The organism is Nostoc sp. C117, from assembly GCF_043099735.1.
Classification (GTDB): Bacteria; Cyanobacteriota; Cyanobacteriia; order Cyanobacteriales; family Nostocaceae; genus Nostoc.
In genome coordinates, this window is the sequence record NZ_CP170991.1 from 3,161,357 (window position 1) to 3,180,213 (window position 18,857).

18 protein-coding genes and 2 pseudogenes are annotated in these 18,857 nt (G+C 44.8%); 12 read left to right on the forward strand and 8 right to left on the reverse strand.

Annotated elements, in window-relative coordinates; genetic code table 11:
- Positions 1–6: 6 nt before the first annotated feature.
- The 12 genes and pseudogenes from ACFG4S_RS13855 (at position 7) to ACFG4S_RS13910 (ending at position 10,570) form a co-directional block, all read left to right on the forward strand.
- Entirely contained in the window at positions 7–525 is a 519-nt protein-coding gene (locus ACFG4S_RS13855; protein WP_392535342.1) for an alpha/beta hydrolase, read from the forward strand.
- 148 nt (positions 526–673) lie between these two features.
- Entirely contained in the window at positions 674–2,137 is a 1,464-nt protein-coding gene (locus ACFG4S_RS13860) for a SidA/IucD/PvdA family monooxygenase (protein WP_392535343.1), read from the forward strand.
- Positions 2,091–2,255, forward strand: a complete 165-nt coding sequence (locus tag ACFG4S_RS13865) for a hypothetical protein (protein WP_392535344.1) — start codon at positions 2,091–2,093, stop codon at positions 2,253–2,255. The genes ACFG4S_RS13860 and ACFG4S_RS13865 overlap by 47 nt, the downstream gene beginning before the upstream one ends.
- Positions 2,256–2,302: 47 nt before the next feature.
- Positions 2,303–3,298, forward strand: coding sequence for an alpha/beta hydrolase (locus tag ACFG4S_RS13870; protein ID WP_392535345.1), 996 nt, complete (start codon positions 2,303–2,305; stop codon positions 3,296–3,298).
- 301 nt (positions 3,299–3,599) lie between these two features.
- Positions 3,600–3,995 (forward strand): DUF6130 family protein, encoded by a 396-nt coding sequence (locus ACFG4S_RS13875; protein WP_335032941.1) that lies wholly within the window; start codon positions 3,600–3,602, stop codon positions 3,993–3,995.
- Between the two features lie 262 nt (positions 3,996–4,257).
- A complete protein-coding gene (locus tag ACFG4S_RS13880) occupies positions 4,258–4,737 on the forward strand; it encodes a DUF1348 family protein (protein ID WP_392535346.1) in 480 nt (159 codons plus the stop codon).
- A 52-nt stretch (positions 4,738–4,789) separates the two neighbouring features.
- Complete coding sequence (locus ACFG4S_RS13885) at positions 4,790–5,194, forward strand: DUF302 domain-containing protein (protein WP_392535347.1); 405 nt, start codon at positions 4,790–4,792, stop codon at positions 5,192–5,194.
- 220 nt (positions 5,195–5,414) lie between these two features.
- Positions 5,415–6,062 (forward strand): cysteine hydrolase, encoded by a 648-nt coding sequence (locus ACFG4S_RS13890; protein ID WP_392535348.1) that lies wholly within the window; start codon positions 5,415–5,417, stop codon positions 6,060–6,062.
- Between the two features lie 28 nt (positions 6,063–6,090).
- On the forward strand, positions 6,091–6,456 hold the full coding sequence (locus ACFG4S_RS13895) for a hypothetical protein (RefSeq protein WP_392535349.1): 366 nt from the start codon (positions 6,091–6,093) through the stop codon (positions 6,454–6,456).
- A gap of 268 nt (positions 6,457–6,724) precedes the next feature.
- Positions 6,725–8,065, forward strand: a pseudogene (locus ACFG4S_RS13900) (transposase).
- Positions 8,066–8,152: 87 nt separating this feature from the next.
- On the forward strand, positions 8,153–9,547 hold the full coding sequence (locus ACFG4S_RS13905; protein ID WP_392535350.1) for a mercuric reductase: 1,395 nt from the start codon (positions 8,153–8,155) through the stop codon (positions 9,545–9,547).
- 75 nt (positions 9,548–9,622) lie between these two features.
- A complete protein-coding gene (locus ACFG4S_RS13910) occupies positions 9,623–10,570 on the forward strand; it encodes a malate dehydrogenase (protein ID WP_392535351.1) in 948 nt (315 codons plus the stop codon).
- A 596-nt stretch (positions 10,571–11,166) separates the two neighbouring features.
- Here the strand turns inward: ACFG4S_RS13910 and tehA are convergent.
- From tehA to ACFG4S_RS13950, 8 genes and pseudogenes are all read right to left on the reverse strand, one after another.
- Positions 11,167–12,144: a dicarboxylate transporter/tellurite-resistance protein TehA gene (gene tehA, locus ACFG4S_RS13915; RefSeq protein ID WP_392535352.1), complete on the reverse strand. Its 978-nt coding sequence runs from the start codon at positions 12,142–12,144 to the stop codon at positions 11,167–11,169.
- Positions 12,145–12,324: 180 nt separating this feature from the next.
- The gene (locus ACFG4S_RS13920; RefSeq protein ID WP_392535353.1) at positions 12,325–13,272 is read right to left on the reverse strand and encodes a class I fructose-bisphosphate aldolase; all 948 of its coding nucleotides are present in this window, start codon (positions 13,270–13,272) and stop codon (positions 12,325–12,327) included.
- 134 nt (positions 13,273–13,406) lie between these two features.
- Positions 13,407–14,435 (reverse strand): phosphogluconate dehydrogenase (NAD(+)-dependent, decarboxylating), encoded by a 1,029-nt coding sequence (gene gnd, locus ACFG4S_RS13925; protein ID WP_392535354.1) that lies wholly within the window; start codon positions 14,433–14,435, stop codon positions 13,407–13,409.
- 181 nt (positions 14,436–14,616) lie between these two features.
- Complete coding sequence (locus tag ACFG4S_RS13930) at positions 14,617–15,087, reverse strand: hypothetical protein (protein ID WP_392535355.1); 471 nt, start codon at positions 15,085–15,087, stop codon at positions 14,617–14,619.
- Between the two features lie 229 nt (positions 15,088–15,316).
- A pseudogene (locus ACFG4S_RS13935) lies at positions 15,317–16,627 on the reverse strand (IS701 family transposase).
- Positions 16,628–16,818: 191 nt separating this feature from the next.
- Positions 16,819–17,073: a hypothetical protein gene (locus tag ACFG4S_RS13940; RefSeq protein WP_392535356.1), complete on the reverse strand. Its 255-nt coding sequence runs from the start codon at positions 17,071–17,073 to the stop codon at positions 16,819–16,821.
- Between the two features lie 127 nt (positions 17,074–17,200).
- A complete protein-coding gene (locus tag ACFG4S_RS13945) occupies positions 17,201–17,422 on the reverse strand; it encodes a hypothetical protein (protein WP_392535357.1) in 222 nt (73 codons plus the stop codon).
- 666 nt (positions 17,423–18,088) lie between these two features.
- Complete coding sequence (locus tag ACFG4S_RS13950; RefSeq protein WP_392535358.1) at positions 18,089–18,403, reverse strand: alpha-ketoglutarate-dependent dioxygenase AlkB family protein; 315 nt, start codon at positions 18,401–18,403, stop codon at positions 18,089–18,091.
- Positions 18,404–18,857 lie beyond the last annotated feature (454 nt).

Consider the following 18,857-nt stretch of genomic DNA (forward strand, 5'->3'; position numbering starts at 1 on the left):
GAGCGTGTGCAATCTCTGATTGTTCAAAATGGTAATGCTTACGAGGAAGGTCTACGCGAATTCTGGGAGCCAATTAAAGCATACTGGCAAGAGCGATCGCCTGAGAATGGTGAAAAGCTCAAATATCTTGTCACCCTGGAAGCGACGAAGTGGCAATATACCAACGGTGTTCGCAATCTAGAAGCAATCAGCCCCGATACCTGGACTATCGATCAACATTTCCTCGATCGCCCAGGAAACGATGAGATTCAACTTGCGCTGCTGTATAGCTATGGTACGAATCCACCGCTCTATCCCCAATGGCAGGAGTATTTCCGCCAGTATCAACCCCCTACCCTGATTGTTTGGGGCAAGAACGACTATATCTTTCCTGCTGACGGTGCTTATCCCTACCAGCGTGACTTGAAAGACGTTGAGTTCCATCTACTCGATACCGGACATTTTGCCCTGGAAGAGGATGGAGATGCGATCGCAAACTATATCGATCAATTTCTCACATCACGGCTGCAATCCGTTCTCGCCTAATCGATGTAGTAAAGATTGGCTGGAATCGTCAAAAAATGACCAAATAAAAAATACCTACTTTTGTAAGGGCTTTTATTGAAAAATTAAGGAGAATTGGTCAACTATTCCGATTTTTTCATCCATCGCAACGATATCTGAGGAGATCGACATGACAACAACGAGCAATTCCGATTTTGCTGCCCGCGAGGCACTACGCCTGCTCGGTCCCGATCCTGAAAACTGGGTACCCGATCGCCCTGGCATCGATCGCAATGTCACTATAATAGGTGGCAGCGGTAGCGGTAGCACCTTTGTATTTGCGCTACGACGTGCTGGGATCGGTCGCGTAACGGAGATCGATGCAGCCGATGACGAGGCTCATGCAGGCGTGTGGTTGACGCGAGCGCGGATGAGAACGCTCCGCACACCGAAACATCTGCCTGGGCCAGAACTAGGCATCCCAGAATTGTCCTTTCAAGCCTGGTACGAAGCGCGGCACGGTGCGGCAGCCTACGCAAAGATCGATCGCATCGAGCGAGTAGCTTGGGCTGAGTACCTCAGTTGGTATCGGCACTTCCTCGGTATCCAGGTTCGTTACCAGACGAAGTTGGTGCGGATTGAACCAGTCGCAGGTTTCTTCCGCCTACACCTTGAGGTAAACGGTGTCCCGCAGATAGAGACTACGCGCAAAATTATCTTTGCCAATGGCGTGGCTGGCACGGGTGGTCCGTACATACCTCCAATACTGGCTGACTTACCCCGCACGTTGTACGCACATACCGCCGATGCCATCGATTTTGAAGCACTGCGCGGTAAGACTGTGGCGGTGCTGGGTGCGGCGGCTTCAGCTTTTGATGCAGCAGCAGTGGCGCTGGAATCGGGAGCTAAGGCAGTACATCTATTTGTACGCCGATCGGCGATCGCATCTCTGTCAGTCCTTCGGGTACGGGATTACCCTGGTGCTTACGACAACTATCCCCAACTACCCGATGCAGCCCGCTGGTTCCAGGCTTGGCAGTTTCGTCAAGCAGGCACTGCGCCACCTCCGAACTCGATTAAGCGAGCGATCGCTTTCCCGAACTTTCACATCCATCTATCTGCACCTTGGAAATCGGCACGGAAACTGGGTGATGCGGAAGCCGCCGCCAAAGGCGAACGCATTGCCATCGAGGTGAACGATGATGTTTTCGAGTTTGATTTTGCGATCGCTGGCACTGGTTACTTCGTTGACCCAACAAAGCGTCCCGAACTAGCCGACTTTGCCCAGCATATTGCCCTCTGGCGCGATCGCTACCAGCCACCAGAAGACCTGCGCGACAACGGTTTGGGGGCACATCCTTACCTCGGTAGCGCCCACGAATACCAAGAAAAAGTACCTGGCACTGCCCCTTATCTGAAAGACATTCACGTATTTAATCCTGCTGGTTTGGTCAGCTTCGGATTGCCGGTTGGTGACATCCATAGCATCCGCCGCGACGTACCTGCAATAGTATCGCGCATCAGTCACGACTTGTTCTTTAAGGACTGGGCGCATCATGAAGCACGTATTACAGGTGATATTGCCCCCGATTTTGAGGACTCGCTCTATGCTGCTGCGGTGTGGAAACAACCGATCGAGGCAGCGACCCGCTAGGCCGACAACCTTTTCACCAGTAACAAATAATTCCGGCTGGGAAACGATGCCAGTAGAAAGCGATCGCCGTTTCACGATCGCTGCCGATCGAGCATCACTGTTAAACCAATTCACTTAACAGTGTCATTTCAACAGATTGTTTACTAATTATCAAACGAGAATGTCATGGTTGCTCAAATAAACTCGCCAGCAGCAAAAATTTTGGAAGTTGCAGACGATCCACGTCTTTCCAGTGGGGTGAAGGAATTTTTGAAAGTGCTGAATTCAGGAGGTGTGCCGCTGGAGACACTCACTGCAATCGAAGCACGTCAAGTACTTGCGGATGCACAGGCTTATGTTCCAGTAGACCTTTCAGGCATTGAAGAGTCTGAGAAGACAATTACTGCTGACGGTTATTCGATTACGCTCAACATCGTGCGACCGGAAGGAGTCAAAGGCACATTGCCTGTTTTCATCTTTATTCATGGTGGTGGTTGGGTGTTGGGTGATTATCCAACACACAAGCGCATGGTTCGCGATCTGGTTGTGCTTTCAGGGTTTGCAGGGGTCTTTGTCAACTACACGCGCACGCCAGATGCTCAGTACCCACAGGCGATCAATGAGATTTATGCTGCGACCAAATGGGTTGCCGAGCATGGTGAGGAGATTGGGGTGGATGGCAAGAATCTGGCAGTGGTCGGCAACAGTGTCGGCGGAAATATGACAGCAGTCACTGCTTTGAAGGCGAAAGAAAACGGAGGACCACACATCAAGTTACATATCATGATGTGGCCGATCGTCGATGCCGATTTTGAAACGAATTCTTATCATCAATTCGGCGACAAACGGTACTTAACCGTACCCACGATGAAGTGGATGTATGACCTGTACATCCCTGACCCAGAAAAGCGCAAAGACATCTACGCATCTCCCTTACAAGCGACGGTTGAACAACTCAAAGGCTTGCCTCCAGCATTAATTGTGGTTGCAGAGAGCGATATTTTGCATGACGAAGGCACAGCCTACGGACGCAAGCTCGATGAAGCTGGGGTAGAGGTGACAACGGTGCAGTACAACGGCATGATTCATGACTTTGGACTGCTCAATGGTTTAGCCGAACTGCCACAAGTCCGCTCTCTGTTTGTTCAAGCTGCTGCCCAATTGAAGAAACATCTGCAATAGGATGCGATCGATGTTTTTGGGGAAAGGAAAAGACGCTCTTCCATCGCTTTGCTGCTTACCGAGTTAGGTAGGGGAAAAAGGGAAAGCGGAATGGCACTAAGTTAAGACACAACCCTTGCTTCCCAGCCTCCAGGCTAAGAACTAATTCTGAGAGCCTCCGCCTCCAAAGGCTTGATCAGAGGCAGAGCCTCTCGAAATACATTCCCAGCCTACAGGCTGGGAACGGGGTGAAACAAGACTTTCGGCTTATCTTAGTGCCATTTCGATCGTAATACAAACTACTCTCAGGTAATTACCTGCTATGAACAGCCACACACCGAGCGCTAGGGACATAATCGGATCATCACCGTTGATTGCGATTGAAAACGAAGCACCACCCAAGCTGATTGTCGATCCACCGCTTCCCGAACCACTGGCACAGGGACGTGTCTTCATCCAGTACCGGACGGAGAATTTGCGCGTGTTGCCAGTGTTCGGCAAAGGTGCCCTCGAAGTATCGCCGCGTATCGGTCATATCCACATCACCGTTGACGACGCGCCGTGGCACTTTGTCGATGCCAGTGGGGAAACGATCATCCTGGTCGGACTGGAACCTGGCGTACACAAGGTGCTGATCGAACTAGCTGACCCCACGCACAAAGTAATCACTAGCGAAACTGTGGAGTTCACGCTGCCCGATCCTAAGAAATCATCATGAAAAAACTAGAGGGAAAAATCGCAGTTGTGACGGGGGCTTCTGCGGAAACGCTGCACATCGCGGGTGGTAGTCATTGATCTGTATTAAACTGCTTTTGAGGTAATTCGGTCGGCACGCACTTACAGCAGAATTCAGAATCCAGAAGTAAAACAGGGTTCATACCTGGCTTTGGGACTTAGTTTGTGTACTTCATCAACTTGAAATCTGCTGTAAATTTAATTCAACCGTGCTGAGACAATCACGATTCTAGCGCTTACATACTATGAACAACCCCGAAAATCCTCGACTACCCCTGCCGCCTTTTGATAATGAATCCGCTATCCAAAAAGTCAGAATTGCAGAGGATGCTTGGAACACACGTAACGCGGAACTAGTATCACTCGCTTACACGTCGGATAGCATTTGGCGCAACCGCTCAGAATTTCTATCTGGTCGTGAGGCGATCGCACAATTCTTGACACGTAAGTGGCTTAAAGAATTGGACTACCGTCTGATCAAAGAGCTTTGGGCTTTTCAAGACAACCGTATTGCTGTCCGATTTGCTTACGAATGGCATGATGATTCCGGCAACTGGTTTCGCTCTTACGGCAATGAAAATTGGGAGTTTGATGAACATGGATTCATGCGATGGCGTATTGCCAGCATCAACGACCTGCCAATTCACCAAAGCGATCGCAAATACCACTGGATACTAGGTCGTCGTCCTGACGATCATCCCGGATTGTCAGACCTCAATCTTTGAAAAGCCCAACGACCATATCACCCAGTTTTTATCTTACAAGAAGTCCACTGCTATGAATGCAAACAACGGCATCATCAGCCAGATCAGCCCGTATGCTGTGACCGAAACTATCGATCGCTTTGCAGCCATCCTTCAAGCAAAAGGCATCACCGTTTTTGCCCGCATCAATCAACAGGCTGAAGCCGAAAAAGTCGGACTTAGCCTACCTCCTACACAGTTGTTGCTGTTTGGCAACCCGAAAGCCGGAACTTCCCTCATGGTGGCAGAACCAACAATCGCCTTGGATTTACCCCTGAAAGTACTGGCATGGGAAGCGACTGACGGCAAGGTGTGGGTAAGCTACAACGATCCTAATTACTTAAAACAGCGATTTTCTCTCTCCGATGAGTTGGTGAAAAATATCGCTATCATTGCACCTTTAATCTATCAAGCACTTAGTTCCGCCGATCGCCAATAAGTCGCAGAATTAACACGCGATCGCACCTTGGCGTTTTTGAAACAGCATTTAGGCAGTGGTGTCAAAGTCTGAAATGGGGTCACTACTGCCAGATAATTCGCCCACCGCGATCGCCCTAGTAACCAAGATATTCTGATTCTGAATCACTGGGAAAACGCTGCATATCGCAGATGGTTTTTAAGAAAGAGAATGGTGAAAATCAACAATCAAGGAAAAAACCATGAACATCAACAAGAATGACACCGCAGTAGTTGTCATCGATCCGCAAAACGATGTCTTGAGCGAAAAAGGGGTTTCCTGGGATTTGGTGGGTGAGAGTGTTAAGGATAACAACACCATCGAAAACATTGAGCGAATCTTCAAAGCCGCGAAGCAGAATGGATTTGAAGTTTTTATCTCCCCTCACTATTACTACCCCACCGACCATAGTTGGAAATTTGCCGGAAACCTAGAGCAAATGATGCTTGAGGTTAAGGAGTTCGATCGCCGTGGTGCGTTGAGCCTAGATGGATTCCTGGGATCGGGTGCTGACTGGCTCGATCGCTATAAGCCCTTCATTGAGGATGGCAAGACGATTGTGGCGAGTCCCCACAAAGTCTATGGGCCGCAAACTAACGACCTCGTTTTGCAACTGCGTAAACGCAACATCAGCAAAGTCATTATACTCGGAATGTTGGCAAATCTTTGTGTTGAAGCTCACCTACGCGAATTGCTTGAGCAGGGATTTGAGGTTCTTGTTGTCAAGGATGCAACAGCAGCCCCTCGACATCCGGAATTGGGCGACGGCTACAAGGCAGCACTGATCAACTTTGGCTATATCGCCAATGCAGTTCTTTCTACAGATGAAGTTGTAGCAGCAATGCAGTAATGTCAAACTTATTAATTTTACAAAACTCATGAAAACATCGGCGTTACTCGTGGCTCTGCCAATCAGTATCTTAGCTAATTTTTCCTTACCTGCTTCTGCTGATTCTACTGCTGGCCTCATCCTGAGTACAAAATGCCAGGGTGGGTACAACATCAATATTTGGCAGAATTATAATTCCGGTGAATTGCTCTATCGCGCGACCAGTCCCAACGGTAATTTAAGTTTGGGCAAAGGAACTAGCCAAGCGACAGAAGGTGTTCGAGTGTATAAGTTTCGGAATAGAAATTATGAATATTCGGTGTGGGATGGCACGTTAGATAATCCGCAGGCTGGAACTTTAGAGGTGTATAAAAACAACCGTATTGTGATGAAGCAAGCTTGTAGAAAAAGTTGAATCTTTTAGCGGGTGTTATGCACTTTTTGTCAACCCAGCTAGGGCAAGCATCTTGAGTTACGCTCGCCAAATACGTTATCGCTAAAACCCTCTTAGTCACAATACCTTAGCCAAAATAAGAGTATGAATTCGGAGGGATGATGTAATAGAGTTATTGTCTTCGCATAAATTTCCAACCTGGGGTGCGATCGCAAAGTTTGAAGAGATAGGGCTGCCGTAGTAGAGTTATTGTCTCTCACAACGACAACTCAAAACCCACAAACAGCCCATGCTCGACATCTTATCACTACTGCAATGCTTGCTACCGCAGATCAACGCTACGACGATGCGCCGAATGAATCAAATAATCCTGGCCATGTTAGCGATGAGCGGACGAGTCACGATGTTAGGAATTTCTCGTTGGACAAGCACTGGTGGTAGTTATCGAACAATGTTGAGATTCTTTCATACAGTAATACCTTGGGCAACATTATTTTGGCTATTTTTCCGCAAGCATTTGTTCCGTGCGAATGAAGTGTATTTGCTTGCAGGAGATGAAGTTGTAATAAGTAAATCAGGGAAACAAACTTATGGGCTGGATAGATTTTTTTCTAGCCTAGTTAGCAAACCTATATTAGGACTATCTTTTTTTACATTGTCATTAGTAAGTGTTGAACAAAGGCACTCGTTTCCGATTCAGATAGAACAGGTAATCAAGAGCGATATAGAAAAAAGTAGCCTGTCACCAACTAAAGAAATAAAACCGAAAGAGAAACGTGGACGTGGACGACCAAAAGGAAGTAAAAACAAGAATAAAACACAGGTAGTTTTAACATCTGAATTACTCCGAATTCAGGAAATGATTAAGTCGTTATTTGAGTTCTTGGCTAAATTTATCCCCCTTACTTACTTAGTCTTGGATGGACATTTTGGTAACAATAATGCTATGCAGATGGTTCACCAAGTTAACTTGCACATAATTTCAAAACTCCGTTATGATTCAGCATTATATGTACCTTATCAACACTCTGACCCTGATAAGCGCTCACGTCGTAAATACGGTGATAAAATCGACTACGATAATATACCTAACAAGTATTTATGTAAAAGTACCATTGATGAGGATATTCAAACTGATATTTATCAAGCGACTTTACTCCATAAAGAATTTGCCCAGGCTCTAAATGTAGTTATTTTGATCAAAATCAATCTTAAAACTAATGTCCGCAGCCATGTAATCCTATTCTCTAGCGACTTGAAATTATCATTTGAGAAAATAATCGACTACTATAAACTCCGTTTCCAAATTGAGTTTAACTTTCGTGATGCTAAACAGTTTTGGGGTCTGGAAGATTTTATGAATTTAAGCCAAACTGCGGTGACTAATGCTGCTAATTTAGCATTTTTTATGGTAAATTTATCCCATCATCTCCTCTGAGATTTTCGTCTCCTTAATCCCGACTCCGGCATTCTCGACCTTAAGACTCACTATCGTGGTTTTCGATATGTCCATGAAATTTTAAAAATGCTTCCCGAAATGCCTGAGCCTATTTTATTAACCCAAATTTTTACCAAACTCACTTCTTTAGGACGTATTCATCCTGTTTGTACAGGCATTGAACCCTCGTAAATTGACTAAGGTATTGAGTCAGCCAGTTTTTTCTGAAATTAATAACACCTTCTAGAAATTGTATTCACCCGATCAAACCCAAAGGATATGGAAGTGGACACTCAACACTATGACGACATTATTATCGGCGGCGGCAAAGCAGGTAAAACACTAGCACCAGCGTTAGTTGCTGACGGACGTAAAACCGCTCTGGTTGAACGCAGTTTAAATATGATTGGTGGCGGGTGCATTAATATCGCCTGCATTCCTACTAAAACTATGGTGACGAGTGCCAATGTAGCAAACACAGTGCGAAACAGTGCCGCTTATGGGGTTAAAACCAATACACCCACTGTTAATTTAGCAGAGGTGATCCAACGAAAACGAGCGGTTGTGCAAGGGATGCGTGAAATGAACTTGCACAATTTAGAAACGGCTTTGGATAAGAACTTGATCATTGGCGAAGCAAGGTTTGTTGCTCCCAAAACGATCGCAGTAACGACGACTGAGGGGAACAATCGCTTACTTACCGCCGAACGCTTATTTATTAATACAGGCACACGACCGTTAATTCCATCTGTACCCGGACTCACTGAAGTTGAGTTTTTAACAAGTGAGTCGATTATGGAGCTAGAATATTTGCCTGAACACCTGATCGTTCTCGGTAGTGGCTATATTGGTTTAGAGTTTGCCCAGATGTTTCGGCGCTTTGGCTCTGGCGTTACTGTCATTGGGCAAAGTGAGCAAATTCTGTCACTGCAAGATCCAGATATAGCGATCGCAGTTCAAACACTGCTAGAACAAGATGGTATTGAATTCTTGCTAAAGGCGAAGGTGTTGAGGGTGGATCGCACTGATAATGAAACCATCCTGCAAATTCAAGTTGGCGATCGTGAAATCACCCTCCAAGGGTCGCATTTGCTCGTCGCCGTTGGTCGTGCGCCCAATATCGATAGCTTAAATTTAGCTGCTGCTGGTGTGGCAACCGATACACGCGGATTTATTCAAGTTAGCGATCGCTTAGAGACGAACGTACCTGGAATTTGGGCGTTAGGCGACATCAACGGCGGCCCGCAATACACCCATATATCGCTTGACGATTATCGCATTATCAAAGCCAATTTAATTGATGGGGGCAACCGGAGTACAAGCGATCGCTTAGTGCCATCCTGTTTGTTCATCGATCCAGAACTGGCTCATGTGGGTTTGACTGAAACTGAAGCACAGCAACAAGGATATGCTATCCGCGTGGCGAAAATCGATGCGTCAATCGTTCCTAGAGCAAGAACGCTCGGTCAAACCGATGGACTTCTGAAGGCGATCGTGGATGCAGATACAGGTCGTATTTTAGGGTGTTCCCTGTTGTGTCATGAAGCAGGTGAAGTGATTTCAACAGTGCAAATGGTGATGCAAGCTCAGATGCCGTACACCGTTCTACGCGATGGTATTTTGACTCATCCCACGATGACCGAAGGATTAAATATATTGTTTTCCAAATTGTGAGGAGACAGCAATTGCAGACCCAAGGATTTACCAAACAAACGACATTTATCTCTTGAAAAAAGTAGATATAGCATCATGAGTAAAACATCTAAAGTCGGTATTATTGGTGCAGGTAATGTAGGTGCAGATGTTGCAAATGCTTTAGTTCTACTCGGTAGATGTGTAAGGGTTGTCCTTTTTGACCGAACCTTATCAAAAGCTGAAGGAGAAGTCTGGGACATTGAAGACAGCATTCCTCTACTTAAAGAAATGGAAATCATACCATCAAATCAGTATGAAGACTTAGCTGATTCAGATATCATTATTGTGACTGCTGGGGTGCAGCCGAAACTTGGACAGACGCGATTAGATACATTGAGTGACAATGCAGAGATTATACGTTTGACAATCAAAGAATTGGATCGAGTTGCACCGAATTCAATCATAATTATCATTAGCAATCCGGTGGATGTACTCACGCGGATTGCGATCGCTACTTCCACTAGAGCAGAAAACCTAATTTTCGGTTCGGGAACCGTTCTTGATACTGCTAGACTGAGATATCAACTTGGAAAGCGACTGAGTGTTGCAAAACAAGACGTTCATGCTTATGTGATTGGAGAGCATGGAGACAGTGAATTTGTCGTTTGGTCTAGTGCATTTATTGGGGGAATTTTGTTAACTGAATTTCCCATACCACAAGGAGCAACGCTAGAACAAATTCAGCAAGAGTATGCACAGTTAACTCGTAAACGAGGCCATAACATTTTTGAACGCAAAGGAAATACAAGCTATGGTATATCAACAGTAGTTTGTCAGTTAGTTGATACAATCCTGCGAGATGAAAAGCAGATATTTCCAGTATCGGCCAGAGCAGATTCTAACTATGGAGTTGGCAGTGAAGTTGTTTTTGGACTTCCATGTATCATTGGCTCAACAGGTATTGAGCGCCAATTGCTGTTATCAAGAAATGCTCATGAACAAAGCTTATTAGAAGAATCAGCCAACAAACTCAATGAAGCCTATAATTTTTTGCATAATTAAAATCAAATTGGAACCCTATTAAACAACATACTCAACATTACATCTAAATTAGTGAGATAACAAGTGATTTATCTAAATCGATTCATGCTTGTAATTTTCCAGTTTTTTTACTGAAGCCTCAAGTATTTATTTTGGCATTTACTCTCCAAAAAGCATTTATTTAATCGGTTGATTCTAATACATTAAAATGATTTAATGCTCTGATCTCAGCTTGACCTAATTTCCGGTCTCCCATAACGCCACCGCTAACTTTTCATGTGCATTTGTTTCAATCAATGGTCACGAAGTATTCAGAATTTTATAACCCAATACGCTTGGGTTAAGAAGAATAGTAGGTTGGGTTGAGCAACAGGGAAACCCAACAAAGCCCTGATAATGTTGGGTTTCGTTCCTCAACCCAACCTACGCCAGTTTTAGTTTTTAGCCTTAACTTAACTGTATTGTTTTATAACCCGCAACTTGGGTTATCTAGTTGCGATCGGATTTCTACAAGAATATCAATTCGAGTTGAGTAAACGAACGATTTAGTGTCATTTTGCTTAGTTGTTGCAGCCATAAGTTCCACTCCCAATATGTTCTGGAAAAATGAACGATCGTTAGCTTAGTAATTTGCCCCGCAGCAAGAGCCGCACTGTCCCTAGAGCAATACTGCCGATCGCAATATTTGCGCCAATGAATAGCAGTATTGCCAATTCTTGCATCACTCCAGTCATGCCGCGTTCAACAAGGCGCAAGGATGCCAGCGATAAGGCAGCAATGCCGAGGGTGAATGCCCAGTAGGAAGCTGTAAAGGGTTGTTGAAACAACCACGGTAGCAGCCGCAGTAAAATCAGCCCTTGAAACAGTCCATAACCGAAGAGAAACTGGGCAAAGGCATCAGGCTGACCACTGGTGATACTCAAATAAGCAACACAGCCAACGACAGGGGGGGCAAGTTGAATGCCCAGCGTTGGACGTAGTGGTTTAGGCAACGCTTCTAACAAGTAGAGGCGCTGCATAATCATCGACTCCAGTGCTAGCCACGAAAACAGCCCTCCTCCAAAAAACAACGGGCCCCATTCTCGATAACCGAGGGTACTAGCAACGATCGCACTGACAAAACTACCCGCGACTGTAGAGAGGTAGAGAATGGGTGTGATTATTTCTGGCTTACGTCCTCCCATCCATAGCTGACCGGAACGATACACGCCAAAGCTTAACTGACCAATTGTACCGACAACAAATAATGTGATGGCGATCGCACGAGAGTAGGGTGCGATCGCTAGCGCTACAAACATCGTAGACACAGGCACTAACCCAATAAAGCAACACAAAACAGGGTGCTCAAATTCAGCTAAGGCATCTGCTCTCGCCCACAACCATTTACCCACATAAAGCAGCAACAACACGAGCCAGATTGCAATTGTCAGCAGCATAATTGCTTCGCCAATCCAGGTAGGCAAGTGCCAAAGTTTAGCAGCTACTCGCCAGCAACTACCTAATCCTGCCAAACCTAGAATCATACCAAAAAAGGAAGCAGGAATGATGGCACGATAATCTTTCAATAGGGTAGGCTTTGGACGTGATTTTCTCACGATCTAGCTTTCCTGGCAGCAGTAGAGGGATGCAAGCGATGAAAAAAGTCAGGCATATTGGGGTGGGGAAGATTGCTTCAAGGTGAGGAGTCGGTTCGTAATAGAGACAACAAACCCAATTTTTAGGCTGTTTTGATCGATTTCGATTGTAAACTCATCAAAACAGTCTTGATAGACAAATTAGGTCAGTGCAGGAGTGCGAATGGTCTGAGACTGTTCACTGTAAATATCCATGATTGTGTTGAGCAATCGCAGTGCATCTGGCTTGGAACGCTGGAAAGAATTGCGTCCGATAATCGAACCAAATCCATGTCCGGCATGAATGGCACGAACTTCATTGAGGAAAGCATCATCACTGTCGATCGGCCCACCCGAAAAAATCACGATCCGCCGTCCGTTAAAGGCACATTGCACCACATGATGCACTCGTTGAGATAATGTTGCGATCGGAATTTGCTCTTGCTCATACACCTTGCGGGCTGCATCCTGTTCAACGTGTTCGTTGGGCAGTTTCACCTTGATGATGTGAGCGCCCAATTGAGCCGCAATCTGAGCCGCATAGCCAATCACATCGATCGCTGTCTCACCCACTTTACTTAAACCCGATCCCCGCGCATAAGACCAAATCATCACGACCAATCCATGCCGCTTTGCTACCTCGGCACAGGCTCGAATCTGTTGATACATCTCAAAGCGATGGGCTGAACCTGGATAGATAGTGAAACCGATCCCCACACATCCTAACCTCAGCGCATCCTCCACGCTGCCAGTGAGTGCTTGCGTTGGGTCTGACTCAGCTAGTAACACATCGCGATCGTTGGCTTTCAGAATTAGGGGAATTTCACCTGCAAATTCTCGCGCTCCCGCTTCCAAAAATCCTAACGGTGCGGCATAGGCATTGCATCCTGCTGCGATCGCTAACTCAAAATGATAGCGAGGATCATAGGCTGGTGGATTGGGCGCAAAACTGCTAGCTGGCCCATGCTCAAAGCCTTGATCCACAGGCAGCATGACGACTTTGCCAGTTCCAGCTAGTTTGCCATGATTCAGCAACCGGGCTAAATTAGTCAACGTTCCGGGATTGTCGCTGCCATACCAACTGAGAATTTCTTTTACTCGATGAGCCATTGTGTTTCTCCTAAAATTATTGTTTGGTAAAACTTCTTTCCTTTGGGCTTACGACATATCTATTAAGACGATCGCAAAAGGTTCAGCTGGATGAACCGAGCTTTCAACTTGAGACTGAGGTGCAGTGGCGATCGTCATGATTTTATTTCCGCCTGTTGTTCTACGTGTCCGCCAAACTGAAAACGCATGGCAGACAACAGCTTATCCGCAAAATCATTTTCGCCGCGTGAGCTAAACCGTTGATACAAGGCTGCGCTGAGTACAGGAACAGGAGTGCCTTCGTCAATGGCGGCTGCGATCGTCCAGCGTCCTTCGCCTGAATCAGACACGCGCCCCCCAAAGCCTGATAAGTCTGGTTGTTCCAGAAGGGCGATCGCAGTTAGATCCAGTAGCCAGGAGGCAATTACACTGCCCCGTCGCCAAACTTCGGCAATATCAGGCAGATTCAAGTCATACTGATAGTGTTCAGGATTGCGGAGGGGGGTCGTTTCAGCATTAGCCACACGGTTCTGCTTACCCACATTGGCGTGATGCAAGATATTCAATCCTTCTGCGTAGGCTGCCATCAAGCCATATTCGATGCCATTATGCACCATCTTGACAAAATGCCCCGCCCCATTCGATCCGCAGTGCAGATAGCCTTCTTCAGCCGTACCGCCTACCTTTTCCCGTCCAACAGTACGCGGAATATCACCCCCTCCGGGAGCTAATGATTTAAAAATGGGATCGAGATACTGAACCACCATCTGAGATCCACCAATCATCATGCAATAACCCCGCTCCAAACCCCACACTCCGCCACTGGTTCCCACATCTAGGTAGTGAATGCCCTTTTCCATCAGATCATTTGCCCGTCGAATATCGTCAATGTAGTAAGAGTTGCCGCCATCAATTAAGATATCGCCGGAATTCAGTTTTGCAGCCAGTTCCTTCACCATCTGCTCGGTTGGTTCTCCGGCTGGCACCATCAACCAAATCGCACGAGGTTTATTGAGCTTCTGGACAAAATCATCCAAGCTGTAAGTGCCGATCGCCCCTTCTGATGCAAGCAGTTTCACTTTGTCAGGCGTGCGATTGAACACGACACATTCATGGTTGTTTTGCAGCAGTCGCCGAACAATGTTCGCACCCATACGTCCCAGACCAATCACTCCCATCTGCATAATTTTTCTCCAATGTAATTCTCGTTTGCATAAAGTCGGTTCTGATTAGAGATAAGATTCTGGTTCATTAACAGAACAGCAATATTTCATCCTTCTTGCTCAAGTACATCACCTGTGCAAAAGGGAGGCGATGGGCTTAAGCCTCGCCAGAGGCGATCGCAACTCCGTTCGATGTATTGTTTTATCGATTATCGATTGATTTCTCAAATGTATATAATTGTGAGTGACCCGTTCTAGTTGGGGCTGAGATTACAAATCGACTCACCCCTTGCTCCCACTTTGCGGTTGCATCAACGGTGTAAGGACTAGCGGTGCCAAACTGGTTAAGGCTGCTAGGTGGAGGGGTGAAAACCAGATGAAACTTACTTCCGCGATGGGAACCGCTAATTTGAGCAAAGTTCTCACCATCATTAGACTTCAAACTTCCGTACAGTTTGCCGGCAGGATCGATAAATACGAGTATCTGCCCCTGAGAACCGACAGTACGGAAGGTTCCCGTCCAACTGCCCCGGTAGGGAAGTACATAATCTTGAGAGGGATTTGGTTGAGCTTGGCTGACTGGAAGCGCGAAGAGAGGCTGCGAGCATAGCAGTCCAATCATGCCAATCGTTAAGATTCCACCAGCCAATTGTTTTGTTGTTCGTGTCTTCATCAGTGGTTCTCTTTAAATAGATGATCGATCAACTGTCAATCTGTCAGATTCCCAGTAACGATATGGTTCTGAGATGATGATGGGAATCTCTTCAAAGTTTTCGCTTGGCGGCAGTGAGGAGGTTGTCCACTCTAACCCTGTTATGTCACTTTTGGAAAACAATAATCGAAGCAAAATTCTCAACCTTAGATTGAATCAAGCTTTGAGACTTTATCCCTCTTGTGTCACTTTAGGCAGAAGAAAAATAGAATTCAGGGTGATCCAGGAAGAGAAAAATTGGGGAAGTGAGCCCATAAACGATTGCTTGAAGCGTAGAAAAACCCAAAGACAGTTGAGGAATAGGAAAAACTGTCAACCAGGGATATATGAGGTTAAATAGTATAAAAGGTTGAATAACTAAACGCAGATTGTTGAGAATATTCTTCCAACCTTTACCATTATCCCACCAGGGGTGAGAAGCAAATGTTGATTGAGGATCTGGGGGAGAAAGATGCAGAGATTCTGAATGAAGGCTAACCATTAAGTAGGCACTTGCATTTAATTTCCCACCACCGCTCAATATCTTCATAGCGAGTAAAACGATAATCTGCCCAACCTAATTCATTTTTACTTTGTTTTAAGCCATATTCAACCCAGGTTCTTAACCCATAAAAATTACCAACCTCTCTAGGTGTAATGTCGGGATATTTGCTCATGACATACCAGGTAGAGTTTCCAGGTAAGTTAAGAGTGTCTGTAGTAATTTGCCAATACCTATGTTCTCCACGTTTTCCGTGAATTATTTCTCGAATAAACCGATTTTCACTGCTTAAGTCAGAGAACACTCTTTTAAACCTTTGCCACTTTAAGTATTGAGTGTACTGCCCTTTAAGTAAGTCTACAGAATGGTTTGAGCGAATCGCTACTAAATAATTTAAATCAAGTTCATCTAGCACTGATATGAAATTCGTCCCACTCTCTCCATATAAACTATCTGCCAGCACCAAGTTGAATTTGAAACCCATTAACTGTAGTTTTCTGATTAGCATTGCCCCGATTTGAGGCTTGGAAGATATTTATCTCCTGGCTTTAATTTTTCCCGTGGCTTGTATACTTCAAATAGTAGGGGAAAAGTCATCCCGCAGAATACACTATACGCGGTGACTGCTACAACTCCATTCTCAACCTTTCCCAAATTTCCGATGTATTGCCGTTTCACATAATCTGTAGTCGTGCCTTTCTTCTTATCTCCTGTTTCATGAATAATTAGAATGATTGGTCTTCCTTTTAGTACCTCTAAAATTAGTTTCAATCGCAAAGCTCTTAACTGTTCTACTGACCATGATGATGTAGTTAAGAAATGGTGTAGTCCTTCATAGTTGTCTAGTCCAACAATTTTCGCTATTTCAGGTAGACTTTTCCGTTTTAAATCAGAAATACATCCTATATGTAGATATTTGAAAGCTTCAAAATTCCTAACATCTGAAAACAGGTTTTTATACCACAAGCAATATTCATCCACAAACTTCACGGTTTTAATGGGTGAACGAGGCTCTACCATGCTCTGTGTCTTCGTTCTAGGTTTTGTACATTATTATACTACCGCGATAGTGACACAAGAAGGTTATTTACTAACAGAAACTAGAATTTATAGCCAAAACCCAGAAATTAAAGCTGCAAAAGGCTTACAGCGATTGGTTTCTACTAAAGTGACACAAGAGGGCTAATCCAGTGGCATACACAGCTGGATGCTCATGGGGGAAACCCCCAAGACCGCGCTGGCTCACCATATAAACCTATCCAGAAATTACTGTGACGCTTCTCATTTCTATTTTTTTCTTGAGTGCGACAAATATAAGAATCAAGTTTTTGAAATTTAGTTCTTTGTCCATGTAACCAAGCACTGGTCATAGCCAAAGTGATTAAGAAAATTAAACGCACAAGTTTATCAAGATTAGCTTTAGAACCTTTGAGATTATAACCACCAGTTTTACAATCACGAAACATAGCTTCAATCCCAAAACGCGCTCCGTAAACTTTGACAGCAGTTTCTAAATCAGGCAAATTGGTTAATAAATACCAAGCTTCTTTATCTTGCTTACCTCTATACTTTCTTTTCCAGTAAACTGCTAAATTAAAACTGGCTGTATTCCGGTTCTATGGCTCGAATTGCAATTGTTTCAGCATGGTTACTGCCATCAGCTTGAACAGGATTTGCGTGTTGAAGCAATTTAGCGACCTCTTGGGCGACAGCAGTGAGTGCATGATTAATAGGAGAATTTCCAAAAAAGTTACTCTGAGTTGGAACTTCGGAATACTCAAAATCATCTCCAACTAGTAATGGCATACGTGTCATAAAATTATCCTCAACAAAATATTGATTGAGATTACTGACTCAATTCGTAGATGATCTAAGCTGTTTCAAATACTGAGAAATTATTCTGTTACCAGAAGGCCATGAATAAGAATCAATAACACAATTCATCTGACGATGACGCAAAGCCGATCATGCTGTTACCAAAACCCGAACAATGTACACTTTTTTACATATATCAGGCAAGAATTGGGAAATATCAGGTCACGGTCAAAGCTCACTGATACTGTATGTTCAGCATCAGCATTGAGCATACAGCCCTTTTCTTACTATCTTTGTGTGAAGTAAACTGAAATATTGCAACTAAATTACTCTCAATATTTGCCTGAATTAAATATATGCAATTAACTCTAAGTTGTCGTCCACTCAAAGTTGGAATTTTTGTACAATACAATGATTGATGAATCAGTCCATATATCAATGTAAAGTTGGCTCCAACTAAGGTTGGAATTTAAATTCATACTAAAGTTCAATACCTTAGCCAGTTTATGAGGGTTCAACGCCTGTGGAAAGGGAATGGATATGTACCAAAGCAGGGGTTTAGTGATGTTTTGTCTGTAGTGGCTCAGGCAATGAATGATTCTGATTCTTGCTTACTAGTACAAATGTACTAAATAAGGGCATTATACATGATCTGGAGAATCAGAATTATCTACCCCTGATGTGTGGTCGAAAAGTAAGATTAATCCGAGTGCTAACAACTTTGTTGGTTTTGGGAACCTGGTGGAGATGTGTGGACTGACAACCAGGGTGCATCACAAGCAGACTCCCGTGTTCCAGCCAAAAGTCAGTGGGTTTACCATTTCTCGGTTTGATTTGGAATTTGCGAACACCACCGAGGCTAAGGGAAGCGATCGCAGGGTTGAATCCCATCGATGCTTCGTTGTCAGCGTGCCAACCAATCGAATCCTGTCCACTGCGGTATTGATTTCCGATGACGATGCGGAATTTGTAACCTGTCAACGCAGTGATTCTGTCCCGCAAGTTAGACAGAGATTTTGTCCAAGTCCATCAGTGAGAGGTTAGAGTGATTGCACTTTTGTCAAGAGGGTGCAGGAAAAGGGGATAAATCGAGCTTGGAGACTGGTTTTCGCAGCGCTTTAACAACTCCTAAATCTTGATTTTCTTTTGCAGCGAAGTACTTAATTGGGAGTATGGGAAAACTATTCCAAAACTACGAATTGATCAGTTCAGCGAACTCATGAAACTGTACGAATGCAGTTTTGATGAACTGATGACGGCAGTAAAGGAATCAGGTAATGCTCTCGAATGAAATAAACCTTTTAAGTGTTACTTTTTTACTTCTCTTGAAGGGATGATCGCTTCTGTCATCTTAAGTATTTATTACGTTGCAATGAACTTCAAGCTACCATTCCTTGCATTTGGCGCTCGGTAAATCCGTTTCCCAGTATGGATT

Excerpts from the sequence above, each read along its gene's own strand:
- ACFG4S_RS13860 (WP_392535343.1), top strand. The coding sequence starts at position 674 with ATGACAACAACGAGCAATTCCGATTTTGCTGCCCGCGAGGCACTACGC.
- ACFG4S_RS13865 (WP_392535344.1), top strand. The coding sequence starts at position 2,091 with ATGCTGCTGCGGTGTGGAAACAACCGATCGAGGCAGCGACCCGCTAGG.
- ACFG4S_RS13870 (WP_392535345.1), top strand. The coding sequence starts at position 2,303 with ATGGTTGCTCAAATAAACTCGCCAGCAGCAAAAATTTTGGAAGTTGCA.
- ACFG4S_RS13875 (WP_335032941.1), top strand. The coding sequence starts at position 3,600 with ATGAACAGCCACACACCGAGCGCTAGGGACATAATCGGATCATCACCG.
- ACFG4S_RS13880 (WP_392535346.1), top strand. The coding sequence starts at position 4,258 with ATGAACAACCCCGAAAATCCTCGACTACCCCTGCCGCCTTTTGATAAT.
- ACFG4S_RS13885 (WP_392535347.1), top strand. The coding sequence starts at position 4,790 with ATGAATGCAAACAACGGCATCATCAGCCAGATCAGCCCGTATGCTGTG.
- ACFG4S_RS13890 (WP_392535348.1), top strand. The coding sequence starts at position 5,415 with ATGAACATCAACAAGAATGACACCGCAGTAGTTGTCATCGATCCGCAA.
- ACFG4S_RS13895 (WP_392535349.1), top strand. The coding sequence starts at position 6,091 with ATGAAAACATCGGCGTTACTCGTGGCTCTGCCAATCAGTATCTTAGCT.
- ACFG4S_RS13905 (WP_392535350.1), top strand. The coding sequence starts at position 8,153 with ATGGAAGTGGACACTCAACACTATGACGACATTATTATCGGCGGCGGC.
- ACFG4S_RS13910 (WP_392535351.1), top strand. The coding sequence starts at position 9,623 with ATGAGTAAAACATCTAAAGTCGGTATTATTGGTGCAGGTAATGTAGGT.
- ACFG4S_RS13920 (WP_392535353.1), bottom strand. The coding sequence starts at position 13,272 with ATGGCTCATCGAGTAAAAGAAATTCTCAGTTGGTATGGCAGCGACAAT.
- gnd (WP_392535354.1), bottom strand. The coding sequence starts at position 14,435 with ATGCAGATGGGAGTGATTGGTCTGGGACGTATGGGTGCGAACATTGTT.
- ACFG4S_RS13930 (WP_392535355.1), bottom strand. The coding sequence starts at position 15,087 with ATGAAGACACGAACAACAAAACAATTGGCTGGTGGAATCTTAACGATT.
- ACFG4S_RS13940 (WP_392535356.1), bottom strand. The coding sequence starts at position 17,073 with ATGTTTCGTGATTGTAAAACTGGTGGTTATAATCTCAAAGGTTCTAAA.
- ACFG4S_RS13945 (WP_392535357.1), bottom strand. The coding sequence starts at position 17,422 with ATGACACGTATGCCATTACTAGTTGGAGATGATTTTGAGTATTCCGAA.